This is a genomic window from Kineococcus terrestris (assembly GCF_041020755.1).
Lineage (GTDB): Bacteria > Actinomycetota > Actinomycetes > Actinomycetales > Kineococcaceae > Kineococcus > Kineococcus terrestris.
This window is the reverse complement of the sequence record NZ_JBEUEI010000056.1, coordinates 1-18464: the sequence shown is the minus strand read 5'-3', so window position 1 is coordinate 18464 and position 18464 is coordinate 1. Positions and strand designations below refer to the sequence as shown.

Sequence of the window (18464 nt, the reverse complement as noted above, 5' to 3'; positions counted from 1 at the left end):
GCTGACCACCCCAGCGTGGTGGCCGTACCCGACAGGACGTGTCGGGTACGTCAGTCCGCCTCGTACTGCCGCGCCGTTGGCGCGGGCGCCGCGGCGCCCGCCCCTCGTCACGTCCGCACCGTCAGCGCAGCCACCGGTGCAGGCGCTTGGCGCGCACCGCCGCCCACGCCTCGTCGAAGTCGGCCTCGCTGGCCGCGGCGTGCGCCTCCTCCTGCGCGTACAGCCGCCCGTAGGCGAAGGCGACCTCCGGCGGCGCGGACGCGGCCAGGTCCCGCAGCCGCTGGCGGGTGACGACGGAGTCCTGGTGCTCGCCCAGCACCTCCTGCACGTCGGTCACGGCGCTCGCGAACCGGGTCGCGTCCTTGCCGAAGACGACGGCGACGGCCTCGGCGGCGTAGCGCACCTGCTTGGCGGCCTTGCGCGCCTCGTGCAGCAGCTCGTCGCGCTCGGCGCCGGTGCCGGCGCGGTCGGCCCGCTCGACGAGCCCGGCCAGCCCTTCGAACGTCCTCGCGACCCGGCGCGGCAGCACCTTCGCGGCACGGCGGCGGCCGCGGTCGGTGAGGCCGGGGGCCTCGACGAGGTCCTGCAGGGCGTCCAGCAGCGACTGGTAGCGCTCGGAGTCGAGCTCGGCGAGCACGCGGTCGTGCGCGGTGCGGTAGTCGCCCTCCAGCTGCTCGGCGACCAGCGCCGGGACGGCGCCGGTGGCCGCCGGGTCGGCGGGCTGCTCCTGGGCCGGGACGTCGAGGGAGGCCACCGACCGCACGAGGCGGTCGCGCAGCACCTCGGCGTCGCGGGCGGCGCCCAGCTCGGCCGCCAGCCAGCGCAGCTCGTCGCGCAGCGGCTTGGTCGGCGCCGACAGCAGGGGCTGGAAGGTGCGCAGGGCGCTGCGCAGGCGGCGGGTCGCCACCCGCATCTTGTGGACGCTGTCGGGCTCGTCGCGGCGCACGCGCCCGTCCTGGTCGAGGACCTGCTGCACCTGCTCGGCCAGGTGCACGAGCAGGACGTCGCCGGCGCGCGAGCGCGCGGTGAGGTCGGTGCGGCGGGGGCCGGCGTGCCGGACGCGGCGCGTGCCGGAGCGGCGACCGGGGCGGCGGGCGGGCCCGGCAGCAGGCCCGGGGGCCTGCGCCGCCTCGTCCGCGGCGGCCTCGTCGCGGTCCTCGTCGCGAGCCTCGCCGCGGTCCTCGCCGGCGTCCTCGTCGGGAGCCGCCCGCGGCGCGGGGTCCTCGTCCCCGCCACCGGCCAGCACCCGGGCGAGCTTGGAGCCGGTGGCCGCGACCCGCAGGCCGGCGGCCCGCAGCCCGGCGTCCACGGCGTCGAAGACCTCGCGCTCGCCGTCGACGAGCTCCAGCTCGACCTCCCGCCAGCGCTGCACGGCGCCCGAGGCCTCCCCCGCGCCCTCCAGCGGCAGCAGGCGGCGCGCCTCGACGGTGTCGTCGGCCAGCTCCAGCAGCCGGGTCCCGGCGGCGTCCAGCACGGTGCGCGTGCGGCGGTGGGTGTCGACCCGGGCGACGGGGACCAGCGGCCGGCCGCCGGTCACGTCCTCCACGAGCCGGCGCAGCGCGACCGGCACGGTCCGCACGGCCCGCCCCAGCGGCACGCGCTGCTCGGTGCGGGCGCCGTCGCCGGCGGGGGTCTTCAGGTGCCAGCCCTCGTCGGCGCCGCCGGTGCGGCGGCGCACGGTGACCTTGGCGGCGGCCAGCCGCAGGTCGTCGGTGTCGAAGTAGGTGGCGCTCAGGTCGACCTCGCCGAGGTCGCCCTCGCGCAGGCCCCGCTCGTCGGCGCCGGGCACCTGCCGCAGGGCCGCCGCCAGGTCCGGCGGGGCGGCCTCGGGTGCCACGTCGTACTTGACCTCGATCTCCTCGTGAGCGCTGACCATGAGCACCGTTCTACCGCCGCCCCGGGGCGGTCGCCCGGCGGCGGCCGGCTCGCGGGCGGCCCGCCGCCGGGCCCGTCCCGCCGCTACTCCTGCGCGAGCACCCGCACGTCCCAGGCGCCCAGCCGCAGGCGCTCGCCCGCACCGACGCGCTCACCCGTCAGCAGGTCGCGCAGCGCCACCGGCGCGACGACCTCGCACGGCTGCCAGGACCAGTCGTGCACGACGTGGACGCGGGTGCCGTCGGCGGCGGTGGCGGAGCTGACCCGCACCGCCTCGGGCCCGCGCCAGCGGCGGGCCGCCGCGTCCCGCCGGTCCTCGCCGAGCACCGGGGCGGCGAACCGGCCGGCGAGGGCGGCGGCGGTCCCCGGGTCCGGCACGGTGCCGACGACGGTGACCCGGCCGGCGCCGTGCCGGGCGGAGGTGATGGCCGCGAAGCGGCCGAAGTGCGGGTGCTCGTACCCGGCGAGCACCTCGGCGCCCTCGGGGCGCAGGCAGTCCACCCAGGTCGTCGCGCTCGCCCCGGCGGGCAGGGCGGGCGCGCCGGCGGGCACGGTGAGCGGCAGCGGCCCGGTGAGGTTGGAGAACTCCTGGTAGGAGACCGCGGCCGCTCCCGCCAGCCGGGCCGGCTTGACCTCGCGCCGGGCGCGGGCCAGTTCGTCGGCGTACGCCGAGCGCGGCCCCAGGACCAGGTGCCCGCCGGCCCGCGCGTAGGCGGCCAGCAGGTCCAGCAGCGCGTCCGGGGCGACGTACAGGGCGGGCACGAGCAGGACGGGCAGCTCCCGCGCGAGCTCCGCGGGGTCCACGCCGGGGCCGCCCGCCGGCAGGAGTTGGCGGTCGTGCACGACGCGCGCGCTGAGCGCGGCGTCGAACACCCCGCGCGCCCACACGTCCACCAGCCGGTCGTGGGCGCGCTCGTCGCCGTCGAACCAGGTGGTGCCGCCGCCGGAGTTCGTGGGCGGCTGGAACGCCAGCCCGTGCTTCGAGGGCACGGACACCAGCAGGCCCACGTCGGCGTCCGGGCGCAGCCCGGCGACGGTGGACCCCGCGCGGGCCAGCTCAGCCCCGAGCTGCGCGACCTGCTGGTAGACGCGGCCGGGCCGCTGGTCGTGCGGCAGGACGCCGCCCCAGTACGTCTCCGTACCGGTGTGCAGGGTGTGCCAGTGCCAGTACTCGACCATCCGGGCACCGCGCGCCACCAGCTGCCAGGCCACCTGCCGCCACTGCCCGTCCCAGGCGGGCAGGTTCACCGAGGAGCCGCCGATGGGGCCGGCGTTGGTCTCGGTGACGAGGAACGGCGCCTGCTTGGAGGCGCGCATCCGGTCGGCGGTGTGCACGAGGGACCACGTGCCCGACGTCGTCCACCCCTGCACCGGGGACTCCTCGGGCGAGGGCACCGCGAGGCCGTCCTGCATCGCGTAGTAGGGGTTGCCTGCGGCGACGTCCAGGTCGTCGAAGACCTCCCGCTCGTCGACCGCCTGCCGGCTGTACGACACGCACGTGGTGACGAACTGGTCGTCCCGGCCGGCGGCGGTCGCCACCTCGCGGACGATGCCGGCCTGCCAGGAGATGAACTCCGTCGTCAGCCGGCACTGGAACGCCCGCCACGCCAGGTCGTACTGCGGCTGGGCGTTGCCGTGCGGGCTCCACAGGTCCGCCCAGCGGGAGAGCCGGTGCGACCAGTACGTCAGCCCCCACGCCTCGTTGAGGGCGTCGACGTCCCCGTAGGCGGCGCGCAGGTCGTCGACGAAGGACTGCACGACGCCCGGGTTGTGCAGCAGGTGCCAGCCGGGTTCGTTGTCGACCTGGAAGCCGACCACGGCCGGGTGGGCGGCGTAGCGGCCGACGACGGCGCGGACCACGCGCTCGGCGTGGAAGCGGAACGCCGGGTGGGTGAAGTCCACCTCCTGCCGGCCGCCCCAGCGCAGCCGCCGGCCGTCGGCCAGCTCGCCGGCGATCTCCGGGTGCTTGCGGGCCAGCCACATCGGCACCGCGTAGGTGGGGGTGCCCAGCACGACGGAGATCCCCCGCTCGTGGGCGCCGTCCAGCGCGGGCGCGAGCCAGTCGAGGTTCCAGACCCCGTCGCGCGGCTCCCACGTCGACCACACCGACTCCCCCACCCGGACCACGCTGACGGACGCGGCCGCCATGAGGTCCAGGTCCTCCTCCACGCGCGGCTCGGGCGTGTACTCGGGGTACCAGGCGGCCCCGAACAGCACGCGCTCCGGCAGCCCGCGGGGCGTGCCCGCGGGCCCGTCCAGGACGCTCACCCCTTGACCCCGCCGGTCGCCAGGCCCGTCTGCCAGTACTTCTGCAGGTACAGGAACGCGATGATGAGCGGCACGATCGAGACGAGCGAGCCGGTGATGACGCTGGAGAACAGCACCTGCCCGCCGGAGCCGGCCGCGGCGGCCGACTGCCAGCGCGCCAGGCCCAGCGTCAGCGGGTACAGGTCCGGGGTGCGCAGCATGATGAGCGGCAGGAAGTAGTTGTTCCACGTCGCCACGAGCGCGAACAGCAGGACGGTGACGAACCCGGGCGACAGCAGCCGCAGCGCGACGGTCGCGAAGATCCGCAGCTCCCCCGCCCCGTCGACGCGGGCGGCCTCCATGAGCTCGGTGGGCACGGCGTCGGCCGCGTACACCCGCATGAGGTAGACGCCGAACGGACTGACCAGGCTGGGCAGGATGACCGCCCAGCGGGTGTCGGTCAGCTCGACCCCGGCGAACAGCAGGTACGTCGGGATCGCCAGCGCCGTGGTCGGCACCATGATCGCCCCCAGGACGATCGAGAACATCAGCCTGCCGCCGGGGAAGTCGTACTTGGCGAACGCGTACCCGGCGGCCGTGGCCAGGAACGCCGCCCCGACGGCGCTCACCCCCGCGTACAGGGCGGTGTTGCCGATCCACGTCCAGAAGACGCCGCCCTGGGCGGTGAACACCTGCTGCAGGTTGGTCCACAGGTTGATCTCGTCGAACCACAGCCCGAAGGTCGTGAACAGCTGCCGGTTCGTCTTGGTGGACGCCACCACCAGCCAGTACAGCGGAAGGAGGAAGTACGGCAGGACGAGGATGACCAGGACGGTGAGCAGCGGGCTGCGGCGCTTGAGGGCGCTCGGCCTGCGCCGCCCCCCTCCTCGCCGCCGCCCGGTGACCCCCGGGACGGGTGCGGTGGTGGTCATGCGTTGCGCTCCCGGCGCTGGGACGACAGCTGGACGACGTAGGACACGACCGCGATCACCACGGCCAGCAGGAACGCGACGGCCGCCGAGTAGTTGATGTTCTGGCTCGTGAAGGCGAGGTTGTAGGCGTACAGGTTCGGCGTGTACGCGGAGTCGATGACGGCGGGGGCGAGGACGCTCAGCAGCTGCGGCTCGGTGAACAGCTGGAAGCTGCCGATGATCGAGAAGATCAGGGTGAGCAGCAGGGCGGCGCGGATGGCCGGCACCTTCACCGACCACGCGATGCGCAGCTCCCCCGCGCCGTCGACGCGGGCCGCCTCGTAGAGCTCCGCGGGGACCGCGCGCAGCGCCGCGAACATGATGATCATGTTGTAGCCGACGAACTCCCACGTGACGATGTTCATGATCGACCCGAGCATCCAGTCCGCGCTGAGGAAGCGCGGTCCGGGCAGCGACAGGGCGTCGGCGATCTGGGCGAACGGCCCGAAGTCCGGGCCGTACAGGTAGCCCCACATGAGGGTGGCGACCACGCTGGGCACGGCGTACGGCAGGAACACCGCGAGCCGCACGAAGCGCTGGAAGTGCAGCAGGCCGGAGTCCAGCAGCAGGGCGAACAGCAGCGCCAGGCCCAGCATGAGCGGCGCCTGGACCAGCAGGAACAGCCCGACGCGCCCGACACCGCTGAGGAACGCGGCGTCGGTGAGGGCCCGGACGTAGTTCTCCAGGCCGACGAAGCTGGTGCCGCCGATGAGCTGCTCGCGGAACAGCGACAGGTAGGCGGCGTAGCCGAGGGGGACGACGAGCATGGCGGCGAAGACCACCATGAACGGCGCCACGAGGAGGTAGGCGGCGCGGTGCTGCCGGCGCCGCGCGGGCGAGGTCCGCTGCCGCGGCGGGCGGGCCGACCGGCCCGCCCGACCGCGCGCGGTCGTGGTCTGAGTGCTCACGTCGTCGTCAGGGCCGTCACTCGACGGTGAAGCCCTGCTCCTCCGCGTACCCCTCCAGCTGCTGCTCCCACTGCGCCAGCGCCCCGACCATGTCGCCGCGGTCCGCGATCGCCGGGCCCATGACGTCCTCGTAGGAGGAGTAGACGTAGTCCATGAACGGCAGCCACCCGAAGTCGGTGTTCACCTGCTCGGAGGCCTCGGCGAACAGCTGGTTGACCTGCTGCCCGCCGTAGAACTCCGGCGCGGCGTCGATGAAGGCGGGGTCCTCCAGGACGGACTGCGACGGCGGGAAGAGGAACTGCTCGGTCGCCAGCGCGAGCGCCGGCTCCGGCTCCACGTTGATCCAGCGGGCCAGCTCGGCGGCCGCGATCGGGTTGGCGCTGGAGGCGACGACGGCGTCGGTGGACCCGCCCCAGTTGCCGGTGCTCTGCCCGCCGGCCTCCCACTGCGGCAGCTGCGCCGCGCGCCACAGCCCCGACGTGTTCTCGGCCGAGCCCTGCAGGAAGACGGGACCCCACGCGGCGGCGACCCAGGTGGCGTAGGTGCCGTTGGACAGGCCCTGGTACCACTGGTCGGTGAAGTCGGGGTCGACGGCGACCAGCTCGTCCTGGACGAGGCCCTGCCAGTACTCGACGACCTCGGTGACCTCGGGGGTGTCGAGGTCGATCGACACCGTCTCCTCGCCGTCGTAGCTGAACGGCTGGGCGCCGTTGGCCCACATGAGGCCGATCATCTGCCCGGCCTGGTTGGGCGGGAAGTCGGTGATGTAGCTGTCGGGCTTGGCCTCGCGGTAGGTGCGGGCGGCCTGCGCGAACTCGTCCCACGTGGTCGGCGGCGCGACGCCCGCCTCGGCGAACAGGTCGTCGCGGTACAGCAGACCCATCGGTCCGGTGTCCTGCGGGATGCCGTAGACGGCGCCGTCGCGCGTGACCTGCTCCCACACCCACTCGGGGTACTGGCTCTCCAGGTCGCTGATGCCCTGGTACGGGGACAGGTCGAGCAGGTCGCCGCCGACGAGGAAGGAGGAGATGTACTGGTACTCGATCTGCACGACGTCGGGGGCGCCCTGACCGGCGCGCAGCGCGGTGCGCAGCGCCGTGTACTGGTCCAGGCCCTGACCGGCGTTGACGACGTTCACGTCGATCTCCGGGTACGCCTCCTCGAACATGGCGACCTGGTTCTCGATGTCGGGCACCCACGTCCAGAACGTCAGCTCGGTGGGGGTGCTCATCGCCTCCTCGAACTGGTCGGCGGAGACGGGTTCCGCGGAGCCGCCGCCGTCGTCGGACCCGCCGCCGTCTCCGCCGCTGCACGCGGCGAGGGCGAGGGCCGACGCGAGGGCGGCGGCGAGGGCGATGCTGGGGCGGCGCGGGAAGAACACAGGTACTCCTTCGTCCGTGGTGCTCGCGGTGCTGGTGGTCGTGCGGGGTCGTGCTGGGTGGCGGCGAGGCGTCAGGGGCTCGCACCACCCCCTCGCCGCGCGGGGCCCGAGCTGGCCCGGACCACCAGGTGCGCCGGGACGGTCTCCGCGCGCTGCGGCGGCGCCCCGCCCTCGACGAGGGCGACGAGCAGCTCCACGGCCCGGCGGGCGACCCCCGTGACGTCCTGCCGCACGCTGGACAGCGGCACCGGCAGGAACTCCGACTCCGGCAGGTCGTCGAACCCCACGACGGCGACGTCCTCGGGCACCCGCAGACCCGCCTCCAGGAACGCCTTGACGGCGCCGATCGCCATCGAGTCGTTGCCGGCGAACAGGGCCGTGGGCCGCTCGCCGGGGCGCGCCAGCAGTTCGCGCGCCGCCTCCCACCCCGAGCGCGCGGCCCAGTCGCCGCGCGCGGGCTCGCCCACGGGGGCCCCGGCGACCTCCAGCGCGGCCCGCCAGCCCGCCTCCCGCAGCCGCGCCGGGCGCGAGGCCGGCGGTCCGCTCACGTGCGCGACCGTGCGGTGCCCGCGCGCGAGCAGGTGCTCGACGGCCTCGCGGGCACCGGCCTCCTCGGCGGCGCTGACCGAGCGGTGCCGGGGGCTGACCGGCTCGACGGCGGCGGCCGTCACCAGGGGCACGTCCGGGACGCCGGCCAGCGCACCGACCTCGCGCAGCGGCTCGCCGAGGACGACGCCCTCGGCGCCCAGCGCGACGGCGCGCTCGACGGCGTCGCGGGCCGCGTCGTCGTCGGCGTCCTCGGGGACGGTCACCACGACGGTGCCGTAGCCGCGCTCGCGGGCGGCGCGCTCGGCGCCCAGGACGTGCTGGGCGACCCCGTGCAGCGCGGCCTCGACGGAGACGATGCCCAGGACGTGGGTGCGCCCGGCGGCCAGGGCGCGGGCGGCGGCGTTGCGCCGGTACCCGAGCCGCTCGACGGCGTCGAGGACCCGGTCGCGCACCTCGGGACGCACCTGCGGGGAGCCGTTGACGACGCGGGAGACGGTCTTGGGGCTGACGCCGGCGGCGCGCGCCACGTCGTCCATCACCACCGAGCCGGTGCTGCGACGGGGGCGCTCGCCCGGGGCCGTCACCTCGTCCACGGCGCTCACCTCCTCGTGACAGCGCTGTCAACGGGAGGACCGTCTCCTGTCGTGACAGCGCTGTCAAGAGAGGCGCACCCGTTCGTGACGTTCGTGACCCGAGCGTCACCGCCGAGACGCCGGGCCGCTCACACGTCCGGGCGGCAGGGCCCGGCGCCGAGGGCGGCCAACCCCGCCAGGTCGCCGGCGGCGAAGTCGCGCTGCCACGACGTCTCCGGGTGCATGAGCTGGCCGGGGTCGTCCACGTGGTCGAGGCCCACCAGGTGGGCCAGCTCGTGCTGCACGACCGCCAGCACCAGGGCCTCCCCGCCCGGCAGCGCCAGCAGCTCACCCAGCTCGGGCGCGTCCAGCTCGACCTCCCCGGACACGTGCGCCGGGTCGGCACCGGGCAGCTCGACGGTGGAGGGGCCGGCCCGCCCCAGCACGTCCCCGGCCAGGCCGGGCACCTCGGCCGGCGAGGTCCACGTGACGAGGACCGGCGCCCACCGGTCCCCGTAGCGCTCGGGCTGGTACGCCTCGCGCTCGGGCGAGGGCCCCTCGTCGGTGGTGCCGTCCTCGACGAAGCGCAGGCCGGACGCGGCGCTCACGCGCTCGACGGCCCGCCGCAGCAGCTCCTGCCCGCCGGCGGGCGCGCCGTCGGTCCGCACCACCCAGTGCACGGGCCGGCACGGGTCCCAGCGGACGGGGGCGCCGTCGGCCGCGGTGGCCAGGGGGCGCCACGTCGCGCCGGTGGCGGCCTGCGCGGGCACGGGCTCCAGCCGTCCGTCCGCGGAGCCCGTCCCGGGCGGCGGCGTCCCGGGGGTGCCCACGGCACCGGGCACCTCCCGCAGGACACCGGTGGTGTGCGCCCACGCCGCGCCGCCGACGACGGCGAGGACGACGAGCGCCGCCCCGACCCCGTCCGGCACCCGCCGCCGGCGCCGCGGCGGCACCGGGACGCGCCAGGGGGCGGGGTCGGCGCGACGGCCGTGCACCTCGTCGAGCGCCCAGCGCGGCACCCGCCCCGTGGGCGAGCGCCGCAGCGCCTCCGGTCCCGCGTCCTGGTGCACCGCCGTCCTCCCCGGCGCCCGCCGCGGTCGCCCCGCGGATCGTCGCCCGAGCGCCGCGGGCGGAGGCCGCCGCGGGGCGGAGGACGACCCGCCCGGGCCAGCGGGGGCACCCGGACGGTGCCGCGGGCTTCACCCGGACGGCGCAGCGACCGATCCACGCAGGGCGGCGGTCCCGAACCCGGAGCGACCGACCGCACCGAGGAGGAACCGACCATGGCCGAGCCCCGAGCAGACGCCACCACGATCCGCGACCACGTGCAGCGCCTCGCCGACGAGCACCCGCCCGTGGACCTGGCCTCGGCCGACTACACGCTGCGCGACCCCGCGGCCGTGCGCGAGCGCTTCGGGACGGTGCTGGACTACATGGCGCGCGTGGAGATGGAGGTCGAGCGCAACGTCCTGGAGCTGGCCGTCCTGCTGCCCGGCGTCGGCGAGACCGACCGCGCGTTCTACGCCGACGTGTGGGGCCCGCAGGAGGAGCGGCACGGGGTGCTGCTGGACACCCTGGCCCAGCACCTGGGGATGCCACCCGTGCAGGCCGACCTGGACGGGGTGCCGGCGCGGGTGCGCGTGCTCGGGGCGCTGTCCCACCTGCCGTTCGTGCACGAGGTCGTCCGGCTCCTGTACTACCTGACCGGCGCGGCGACGGAGAAGGCCGCGATGCTGGCGTACCGCTCGATGAGCCAGGGTCTGGGCGCGATGGGCGAGACCGCCGTGCAGCGCACCGTCGTCGACGCGATCAAGGTGCAGGAGCCCGGGCACTTCGCGTTCTACCGGCTCAGCGCGCAGGAGCTCGTGCGCTCCGGAGCCCTCGCGCCGTGGCAGCTGCACCTGGCGCGCTTGCTGCGCTCCAAGCGCTACGGGCTGGTCGGGGCGAGCACCCGCGAGCAGCGCACCGACTTCGGCGGCGTCATCGTCGAGCTGGGCCTGGACGAGCAGCTGGAGAAGAACGTGCGCGACATCTCGCGGCTGGAGACGCAGCTGCTGTGGGCGCGCGGGCAGGGGATGGACGTGCCCGGCTACGCGCTGGCCGCCTTCCGCGACGCCGCCGCCAGCTACCGCGAGCGCAGCGGTCAGCAGCTGGCTGCCTGAGGGACGGCGAAGGCCCCGGTCCACCGGACCGGGGCCTCCACCGCGCTGAGCGGGTGACGGGAATCGAACCCGCGCTATCAGCTTGGGAAGCTGAAGTTCTACCATTGAACTACACCCGCACGGCCCGCGGTCGCCCACGAGCCACCGGCATCCTAGCGGACGCCCCGAGGGGCCCTCGACCCTCCCCGCGGGCCCACCGGCGGGACCGTCGCTCCCCTGTACCGTGACCGCCGTGCTGCTGTCCGACCGCGACATCCGGACCGAGCTGGCGTCGGGGCGGGTGGCCCTGGACCCCTTCGACCCGTCGATGGTCCAGCCCTCCAGCGTGGACGTCCGCCTGGACCGCTGGTTCCGCCTCTTCGACAACCACAAGTACTCGGTCATCGACCCCTCGCAGGAGCAGCCGGAGCTGACCCGCCTGGTGGAGGTCGAGGGCGAGGACCCGTTCGTGCTGCACCCGGGCGAGTTCGTCCTCGGCTCCACGTTCGAGGTCGTCACCCTGCCCGACGACGTGTCCGCGCGCCTGGAGGGCAAGAGCAGCCTGGGCCGCCTGGGCCTGCTGACGCACTCCACGGCCGGCTTCATCGACGCCGGCTTCTCCGGCCACGTGACGCTGGAGCTGTCCAACACGGCGACCCTGCCGATCCTGCTGTGGCCCGGCATGAAGATCGGCCAGCTGTGCTTCTTCCGCCTCTCCAGCGCCGCCGAGCACCCCTACGGCAGCAGCGCGACGGCCTCGCGCTACCAGGGCCAGCGCGGGCCGACGCCCAGCCGCTCGCACGCCGGCTTCCACCGCACCCGGGTGTGAGGCGCGGGCGTTCCCCCGTTCGGGCGTCGGCGCGCGCGGCGGGCTACAGCCCGGGGCTCCGCGCGCCGTAGGGAAGGCGTGGAGTCCTCGAGTCGCGGGGGAGCCCGGCGACGGTCGCCGGCCCCCGCCCGGAGCGCAGGAGGTGCAGCCGTGAGCGAGCAGCCCGTGCCGCGCCCCGCCGCACCCACCGGTCTCCTGGCCCCCGCGCCCCGCGGCGCGACCGGCCCGGTCGGCGCCGCCGGCGCCGTCGGCGTCGCCACCGTCGCGCCCGTCCGCGTGGGCCGGCAGGGCATCCACGACCGCGAGCGCCGCCTCGTCGCCTACGAGCTGCTGTTCCGCGCGCACGGGCGCGCGCACGCCGACCTGCCGCTGGGCCCGGAGCAGGACCACGCCACCTCGCAGGTGATCAGCGCGACCTTCGGCGACTTCGGCGTCGAGCAGATCGCCGGGGACAAGCTGCTGTTCCTCAACCTCACGCGCGGGTTCATCACCGGCGAGCTGCCGATGCCGTGCTCCCCGCAGCAGGTGGTGCTGGAGCTGCTGGAGCACGTCGAGGTGGACGACGAGGTGCTGGCCAGCCTGGCGCGGCTGCGCGCCGAGGGGTACCGGGTGGCCGTCGACGACTTCGACGGCGACCCCGGCCGGCTGGCCGCGGTGGCGCTCGCCGACTACGTCAAGGTCGACCTGGAGGCCACGGGCGCGGCGTTCGAGGACGTCGTGGCGACCGTGCGGGAGCTGAACCCGTCCGCGACCGTGGTCGTGGAGCGCATCGAGGACGAGGAGGCGTTCCAGCGGTGCCTGCGCGCCGGCGGCGACCTCTTCCAGGGCTACCACCTGCAGCGGCCGGTGACGCTGGAGTCGATGAGCCTGACGCCCTCGCAGATCGTGTGCCTGCGCCTGGTGCGGGCGCTGACGGGCACCGAGACGAGCATCGGCGAGATCGAGAAGCTGGTGGCCACCGACCCGGCGCTGAGCGTGCGGGTGCTGCGGACGGTCAGCTCCGTGGCCGCCGGCACCAGCAGCGAGATCACCTCGCTGCGGCAGGCCGTCGTGCTGCTGGGGCGCCGCCAGCTGCTGTCGTGGGTGGTCCTCATGCTGCTCGGCGGGGTCACCAGCGTGGACACCGAGGCGCTGACCGCGGTGCTGGCCCGGGCCGGCGCGTGCGCGAAGCTCGCCCCGCGCCAGTACGACGTCGCCTACACGGCCGGGCTGCTGTCCGGCGTCGCCGAGGCCCTCGGCCTGGACCCGCGCGAGCTGGTCGAGACCACGGGGGTGGCGGCGTCGGTGCGCGCGGCGCTGGTGGAGCGCGAGGGTCCCGCGGGCCGGGCGCTGGAGGCGGTGCTGGGCCACGAGGACGACGACGCCGTCCGCGTCGCCGGTGCCGGGCACACCCTGTACGAGGTCTCGCGCGCCTGGCTGGGCGCGCTGAGCGCGGCGATGGCGACGGTCGGCGCGGTCCACAGCGACGGCTGAGGAGCCCGCGGGACCCCCGCGGGGCCACGCCCGGAGCCCTCCCGCGCCCCGGGCGGCGGACGACGGCGTGCGGCTGCCCGCGGGCCCGGCCTAGGCTCGGGGCGTGAGCGACCACGGGGACGACGGTCCGGTCGGCGTCCCCGACGCGGTGGGCCCGGCCGACGAGGGCGAGGAGCGCGCCCTGGAGGTCGCCGGGCGGGTCTTCGAGTCCGCCCGCTCGGGGCGCCTGCGGGAGCTGACCCTCTACCTCGACGCCGGCGTGCCGGTGGAGTCCACCGACTCCGACGGCAACTGCCTGCTCATGCTGGCCGCCTACCACGGGCACGCAGCCGTCGTGCGGGCGCTGCTGGCGCGCGGCGCCGACCCCGACCGGGTCAACGCGCGCGGGCAGACGCCCCTGGCGGGCGCCGTCTTCAAGGGCGAGCGGGACGTCGTGGCGGCCCTCGTCGACGGCGACGCCGACCCGTACCTGGGGACGCCGACCGCCCTGGACGCGGCGCGCTTCTTCGGCCGCCAGGACCTGCTGGACCTGCTCGAGGTGCCCGACGTGCCCGACGCGGAGGCGTGAGCGCACCCGCGCGCGCCCGCGCGTGAGCGGGCGGCGGGGCGCGTAGCCTGATCGCCGCCCGCGCCGCGCGGGCGGGGGACGGGTCCGGTCGGGTCGGCACGAGCAGCGCACGGGGGCGAGCGGGTGGTGGCGAGCGGTCGACGTCGCCCGGTCCTGCGCCACCCGGCCCAGGTCGTCGCCGTCGCCTTCGCGGCCGTCGCCACGATCGGGACCCTGCTGCTGTGGCTGCCGACGTCCCGGCGGGGAGTGGGCGGCGCCACCTTCGTCGAGGCCCTGTTCACCGCGGTCAGCGCGCTGTGCGTGACCGGCCACACGATCGTCGACACCCCCACCCACTGGTCCACCGGCGGGCACGTCGTCATCCTCGCCCTCGCCCAGGTCGGCGGGTTCGGGATCATGACGTCGGCGTCGCTGCTGGGCGTGCTGGCCGCGCGCCGGATGGGCTTCAGGACGCGCCTGCTGGCCTCCACGGAGTCGCGCGGGCTGGGCCTCGGCGACGTGCGCGTCGTCCTCCTGGGCGTCGTCAAGGTGTCGCTGACGGTGGAAGCCGTCGTCGCGGTGATGCTGTCCACGCGCCTGTACGTCGGCTACGGCGAGACGCTGCCCCGGGCGATGTGGGAGGGCACCTTCCTGGCGATCTCCAGCTTCAACAACGCCGGGTTCGCGCTGCGCTCGGACAGCATGGTCGGCTTCGCCGAGGACCCGTGGATGCTGCTGCCGTCCGTCGCGGCGACGGTGATCGGCGGGCTCGGCTTCCCCGTGCTCATCGAGCTGCGCCGGCACCTGCGCCAGCCCCAGCGGTGGTCGGTGCACACCAAGCTGACGGTGGTGACCTCGAGCGTCCTGCTCCTGGTGGGGTGGCTGTTCTTCACCCTCAACGAGTGGCGCAACGAGGCGACCTTCGGCGCCCTGGCGTGGTGGGCGCGGCCGATGGCCGGCCTGTTCCTCGCCGTCGGCACCCGCAGCTCCGGCTTCAACAGCGTCGACGTCGCCGAGCTGAACAGCGGCTCCTGGCTGGTCGCCGACGTCTTCATGTTCATCGGCGGCGGGTCGGCGTCCACGGCCGGCGGCATCAAGGTCACCACCTTCGCCCTGCTGCTCATGGTGATGATCGCCGAGTTCCGCGGGGAGTCCAGCGTCTCGGTGTTCGCCCGGCGCATCCCCGAGCGCGTCTACCGGCAGGCCCTGACGGTCGCGCTGGTGTCCGTCGGCGTCATCGTCGGCTCCACGATCCTGCTCGTGGAGACCACCCGGCTGCCCGCCGACCAGGTGCTCTTCGAGGTGGTCTCCTCGTTCGCGACGGTGGGCCTGTCCACGGGGCTGCCCGCGCAGATGCCGCAGCACGCGCAGGTCGTGCTGACCGTCCTGATGTTCGTGGGGCGGCTGGGGCCCATCACCCTGGGCTCGGCGCTGGCGCTGCGCGAGCGGCGCCGGATGTACGAGTACCCGGAGGGACGGCCCATCATCGGGTGAGCCGCCCCGGCGGGGCGCAGGAGCACGAGCAGGTCGTCGAGGGAGGAGCGGACGTGGCGAAGCGGTCGTCGCAGGCGTCGCCGCGGTCGGTGGTGGTGATCGGCCTGGGCCGGTTCGGCCGGTCGCTGGCGCTGGAGCTGATGGAGGGCGGGGACGTCGACGTCCTCGGCATCGACTCCGACCCGGCGCTGGTCGACGACCTCGCCGGGCACCTCACCCACGCCGTCGTGGCCGACTCCACCAAGGAGGAGGCGCTGCGCCAGCTGTCGGTGCACGAGTTCGACCGGGCCGTCGTCGGCATCGGCACGAACCTGGAGGCCAGCATCCTGACGGTCTCCACGCTGCTGCAGTTCGGCATCCGCAACGTGTGGGCCAAGGCGATCAGCGAGTCCCACGCGCGGATCCTCACCCAGCTGGGCGCGCACAAGGTCATCCGCCCTGAGCACGAGATGGGTCTGCGGGTGGCGCACCTGGTGCGCGGGCGGATGCTCGACTACATCGAGTTCGAGGACGGCTTCGCGATGGTCAAGACGACCCCGCCGACGCCGCTGCTGGGCATGACGCTGGGCGCGGCGCAGCTGCGCAGCAAGTACCGGGTGACCGTCGTGGCGCACCATTCCCCCGGGGAGGGGTTCACCTACGCGACGCCGCAGACCCTCCTGGAGGAGGACGACGTCATCATCGTCTCCGGGCAGATCCGGGACGTGGAGGCGTTCAGCTCGCTGTCCTGAGGGCGCTCAGCCGGCGGCCTCGTCCCGCTCCTCGTCGGGACCGCGGCGGTCGACGCCGGGCAGGCGGCGGCGCTCGGGCTCGCCGCGCTCGGCGCGGGTCAGGTCGATGAGGCTGCGGCGGTCGCGGCCCGCCCGACGCTCGTCGTCGCCCGTCCCGTCGTCCTGGTGGCCCGGCCCGTCGGCCCGCTCGTCGATCACCCCTCCATGCCACCACGCCGCGTCGCCTCTTGTCACGCGCAGTCACCCCACCTCGCGGTGATCACGGAGGGCTGTGCGTTCACCCGTCCATGATCACGGTGCGGGGAGGGGGTCAGGAGATCTGCAGGCCGCCGTTGACGTCGTAGGTGGCGGCCGTGATGTAGCCGGCGTCCGGACCCAGCAGGAACTCCACCAGCGCCGCCACGTCCTCGACCGTGCCCACCCGGCCGACCAGGCCGTCCGCGGCCATCGCCGCCCGGCGCTCGTCCGTCAGCGCGCCGCCCATGATGTCCGTGTCCACCGGACCCGGGGCGACCGCGTTCACCGTCACGCCCAGCGGGCTCACCTCGCGCGCCAGCGCCCGCGTCAGCCCGATCACCGCCGCCTTCGAGGCGCTGTAGGCGACCTTGGAGTACGTGCCGCCGCCGCGCTGGGCCGACACCGACGAGGCGCTGACGATCCGCCCCAGCCCCCGGTCGACCATCCCGCGCACGAAGCGCTGCGTCACCAGGAAGGTGCCGCGCGCGTTGACCGCCATGACGCGGTCCCACTCCTCCGGCGTCGTCTCGAGGAACGGCGTCGGCGAGCTGATCCCCGCCAGATTCACCAGCCCCACCACCGGCGGCAGCTCCCGCTCCACCTCCGCGGCCGCCGCGTCCACCGACGCCGGGTCCGCCACGTCCACGCGGACACCGGCGGCGGCCGCGCCCAGCTGCTCCAGCTCACCGGCGACGGCGCGCGCCGCGTCGCCGTCGAGGTCGAGGACGGCGACCGCCCAGCCGGCGCGCGCCAGGCGGTGGGCGACGGCGCGGCCGATGCCGCGCGGCGACCCGGCTCCCGTGACGACGGCGGTGCGGGCGGTGGGGAAGTCGGTGGTCGGCTCGGCGGTCACGGGGGTCCTCCTCGACGGTGGGGCGGTCCGGGGCCCCGACCCTACGGCCCGCCTCGACAGCCGCCACCCGCGCGGGCACCCTGGGCGCCGCGGGCGATCACGCGCCCGCCGCCCCACCGGAGGATCACCGTGGATCTCCAGCTCCTCGCCGCGCTCGTCGTCGGCATCGCCGTCATCGTCCTCGTCGTCCTGCGCACCCGCCTCGACGCCTTCGCCGCCCTGCTGGTCGCCGCCCTCGTCACCGGCGCCGTCGCTGGCTCCGCGCCCGGCGACACCCTGCAGTCCGTCATCACCGGGTTCGGCAACACCCTCGCCTCGATCGGCATCGTCATCGGCCTCGGCGTGGCCGTCGGCAAGGTCCTGGAGGTCTCCGGCGGCGCCGACGCCCTCGCCCGCGCGTTCGTGAAGGCCCTGGGCCGCGGCCGGGAGCCGTGGGCGCTCGGCGGCACCGGCGCCCTCGTGTCCATCCCCGTCTTCTGCGACTCCGGGTACGTCATCCTCAACCCGCTGGCGCGCTCCATCGCCCGCCGCCAGCGCCGCGGCTACGTCACCCTCGCCCTCGCGCTCGGCTGCGGGATGACGCTGACCCACCACCTCGTGCCGCCCACCCCCGGGCCGCTGGGCGTGGCCGGCATCCTCGGCGCCGACCTCGGCGGGCTCATCCTCGTCGGGGCGCTGTTCGCGGTGCTGCTGCTGCCGGTGGTCGTCCTGTACTCGGTGTGGATCGGGCCGAAGCTGGAGGACGAGGTCACGCCGCAGGTGCGCGAGGCCGTGTACGCGGGGGCGGCCGCGGGCTCGACGGGCTCTGCGGGCTCGACGGGCTCCGCGGGGTCCGGCGGCGACGCGCCCGGCGAGCCCGCGGCGCCCGACCCCGCCGCCGCGCTCGGCGAGCCGCCCGCCGGGGCCGGCCCGCACCGCGTCGGCGCGCTGCGCGGGGCCCTGCCGCTGCTCGTGCCGCTGCTGCTCATCGTCGCCGGCACGGTCACGACGGCCGTCGACCGCAACGCGCAGGGCGTCCTGCAGGGCGACGAGGGGTACGAGCCGTCCACGCTCGCGCAGGTCTTCGCCTTCGCCGGCAACCCCGTGGTGGCGCTGCTCGTCGGCCTCGTCATCGCCGTCTACGGGCTGCTGCCGCGCTGGACGACGCGCGACCGCGTCAGCGGCTGGCTGGCCGACGCCGCCGCGTCGGCGGGCCTGATCATCCTCATCACGGGCGCCGGCGGCGGGTTCGGGCAGGTGCTGCGCGACTCCGGCGTCGGGACCGCGCTGGCCGAGGCCGTCGCCTCGCTGTCGCTGCCCGGCGTCCTCGTGCCGTTCCTCATCGCCACGCTGGTGCGCCTCGCGCAGGGCTCCGGGACCGTCGCGATGATCACCGCGGCGTCGGTGAGCGCCCCGCTGGTCGACGGCCTGGGCCTGTCGCCGCTGGCCGCGGCGCTGGCCTGCTGCGCGGGGTCGATGGTGTTCAGCTACTTCAACGACTCCTACTTCTGGGTCGTCACGCGCTTCACCGGGCTGGAGGGGACCGCGGCGCTCAAGGGGTGGTCGGGCCTGACGACGGCCGCCTGGGCCGGGTCCATCCCCCTCGTCCTCATCGCCGGCGCGGTCCTCTGACCCTCCACCCCGCGGTGATCACGGACGGGTGAGCGCTCACCCGTC

At 75.5% G+C, this 18464-nt stretch carries 16 protein-coding genes and 1 tRNA gene; 7 read left to right on the top strand and 10 right to left on the bottom strand.

What is annotated here, in order from left to right:
- Window positions 1-121: 121 nt before the first annotated feature.
- From AB8M62_RS19630 to AB8M62_RS19600, 7 genes are all read right to left on the bottom strand, one after another.
- The gene (locus AB8M62_RS19630; RefSeq protein ID WP_369070620.1) at window positions 122-1876 is read right to left on the bottom strand and encodes a CYTH and CHAD domain-containing protein; all 1755 of its coding nucleotides are present in this window, start codon (window positions 1874-1876) and stop codon (window positions 122-124) included.
- Window positions 1877-1959: 83 nt separating this feature from the next.
- Window positions 1960-4143 (bottom strand): beta-galactosidase, encoded by a 2184-nt coding sequence (locus tag AB8M62_RS19625; protein WP_369070619.1) that lies wholly within the window; start codon window positions 4141-4143, stop codon window positions 1960-1962.
- A complete protein-coding gene (locus tag AB8M62_RS19620; RefSeq protein WP_369056487.1) occupies window positions 4140-5054 on the bottom strand; it encodes a carbohydrate ABC transporter permease in 915 nt (304 codons plus the stop codon). Before AB8M62_RS19620 ends, AB8M62_RS19625 begins: the two co-directional genes overlap by 4 nt.
- The gene (locus AB8M62_RS19615) at window positions 5051-6001 is read right to left on the bottom strand and encodes a carbohydrate ABC transporter permease (protein WP_373695016.1); all 951 of its coding nucleotides are present in this window, start codon (window positions 5999-6001) and stop codon (window positions 5051-5053) included. Before AB8M62_RS19615 ends, AB8M62_RS19620 begins: the two co-directional genes overlap by 4 nt.
- Window positions 6002-6017: 16 nt before the next feature.
- On the bottom strand, window positions 6018-7382 hold the full coding sequence (locus AB8M62_RS19610; RefSeq protein ID WP_369070618.1) for an ABC transporter substrate-binding protein: 1365 nt from the start codon (window positions 7380-7382) through the stop codon (window positions 6018-6020).
- Window positions 7383-7453: 71 nt separating this feature from the next.
- Window positions 7454-8524 carry a LacI family DNA-binding transcriptional regulator gene (locus tag AB8M62_RS19605; RefSeq protein ID WP_369070617.1) on the bottom strand — a complete coding sequence of 357 codons (1071 nt, stop codon included), beginning with the start codon at window positions 8522-8524 and terminating at the stop codon, window positions 7454-7456.
- A 128-nt stretch (window positions 8525-8652) separates the two neighbouring features.
- Window positions 8653-9573 carry a M10 family metallopeptidase domain-containing protein gene (locus AB8M62_RS19600; protein ID WP_369070616.1) on the bottom strand — a complete coding sequence of 307 codons (921 nt, stop codon included), beginning with the start codon at window positions 9571-9573 and terminating at the stop codon, window positions 8653-8655.
- A 213-nt stretch (window positions 9574-9786) separates the two neighbouring features.
- On the opposite strand from AB8M62_RS19600, the gene AB8M62_RS19595 reads away from it, so the two are divergent.
- Window positions 9787-10665 (top strand): GTP-binding protein LepA, encoded by an 879-nt coding sequence (locus AB8M62_RS19595; protein WP_369056491.1) that lies wholly within the window; start codon window positions 9787-9789, stop codon window positions 10663-10665.
- 48 nt (window positions 10666-10713) lie between these two features.
- Here the strand turns inward: AB8M62_RS19595 and AB8M62_RS19590 are convergent.
- Window positions 10714-10784 (bottom strand) — tRNA-Gly (locus AB8M62_RS19590).
- A 113-nt stretch (window positions 10785-10897) separates the two neighbouring features.
- On the opposite strand from AB8M62_RS19590, the gene dcd reads away from it, so the two are divergent.
- The 5 genes from dcd to AB8M62_RS19565 all read left to right on the top strand — a co-directional run bounded on the left by dcd (window position 10898) and on the right by AB8M62_RS19565 (window position 15718).
- Complete coding sequence (gene dcd / locus AB8M62_RS19585) at window positions 10898-11473, top strand: dCTP deaminase (protein ID WP_369056492.1); 576 nt, start codon at window positions 10898-10900, stop codon at window positions 11471-11473.
- A 150-nt stretch (window positions 11474-11623) separates the two neighbouring features.
- Complete coding sequence (locus AB8M62_RS19580) at window positions 11624-12946, top strand: EAL and HDOD domain-containing protein (RefSeq protein WP_369070615.1); 1323 nt, start codon at window positions 11624-11626, stop codon at window positions 12944-12946.
- Between the two features lie 148 nt (window positions 12947-13094).
- Window positions 13095-13514, top strand: a complete 420-nt coding sequence (locus tag AB8M62_RS19575) for an ankyrin repeat domain-containing protein (protein WP_369056499.1) — start codon at window positions 13095-13097, stop codon at window positions 13512-13514.
- Window positions 13515-13640: 126 nt separating this feature from the next.
- Window positions 13641-14987 carry a TrkH family potassium uptake protein gene (locus tag AB8M62_RS19570; protein ID WP_369056494.1) on the top strand — a complete coding sequence of 449 codons (1347 nt, stop codon included), beginning with the start codon at window positions 13641-13643 and terminating at the stop codon, window positions 14985-14987.
- Window positions 14988-15076: 89 nt separating this feature from the next.
- Complete coding sequence (locus AB8M62_RS19565) at window positions 15077-15718, top strand: potassium channel family protein (RefSeq protein ID WP_369056500.1); 642 nt, start codon at window positions 15077-15079, stop codon at window positions 15716-15718.
- A 6-nt stretch (window positions 15719-15724) separates the two neighbouring features.
- Here AB8M62_RS19565 and AB8M62_RS19560 read toward each other — a convergent pair whose 3' ends face one another.
- Together AB8M62_RS19560 and AB8M62_RS19555 are read right to left on the bottom strand one after the other, a co-directional pair.
- The gene (locus tag AB8M62_RS19560) at window positions 15725-15916 is read right to left on the bottom strand and encodes a hypothetical protein (RefSeq protein WP_369056495.1); all 192 of its coding nucleotides are present in this window, start codon (window positions 15914-15916) and stop codon (window positions 15725-15727) included.
- 112 nt (window positions 15917-16028) lie between these two features.
- On the bottom strand, window positions 16029-16808 hold the full coding sequence (locus tag AB8M62_RS19555; protein ID WP_369070614.1) for an SDR family NAD(P)-dependent oxidoreductase: 780 nt from the start codon (window positions 16806-16808) through the stop codon (window positions 16029-16031).
- A 129-nt stretch (window positions 16809-16937) separates the two neighbouring features.
- Between AB8M62_RS19555 and AB8M62_RS19550 the strand changes: the two genes are divergently transcribed.
- Window positions 16938-18419, top strand: coding sequence for a GntP family permease (locus tag AB8M62_RS19550; protein ID WP_369070613.1), 1482 nt, complete (start codon window positions 16938-16940; stop codon window positions 18417-18419).
- The last annotated feature ends 45 nt before the right edge of the window (window positions 18420-18464 follow it).

What these genes read in the sequence shown, in the direction of transcription:
- AB8M62_RS19630 (WP_369070620.1), bottom strand. Translation starts at nt 1,876, where the DNA reads ATGGTCAGCGCTCACGAGGAGATCGAGGTCAAGTACGACGTGGCACCC.
- AB8M62_RS19620 (WP_369056487.1), bottom strand. Translation starts at nt 5,054, where the DNA reads ATGACCACCACCGCACCCGTCCCGGGGGTCACCGGGCGGCGGCGAGGA.
- AB8M62_RS19595 (WP_369056491.1), top strand. Translation starts at nt 9,787, where the DNA reads ATGGCCGAGCCCCGAGCAGACGCCACCACGATCCGCGACCACGTGCAG.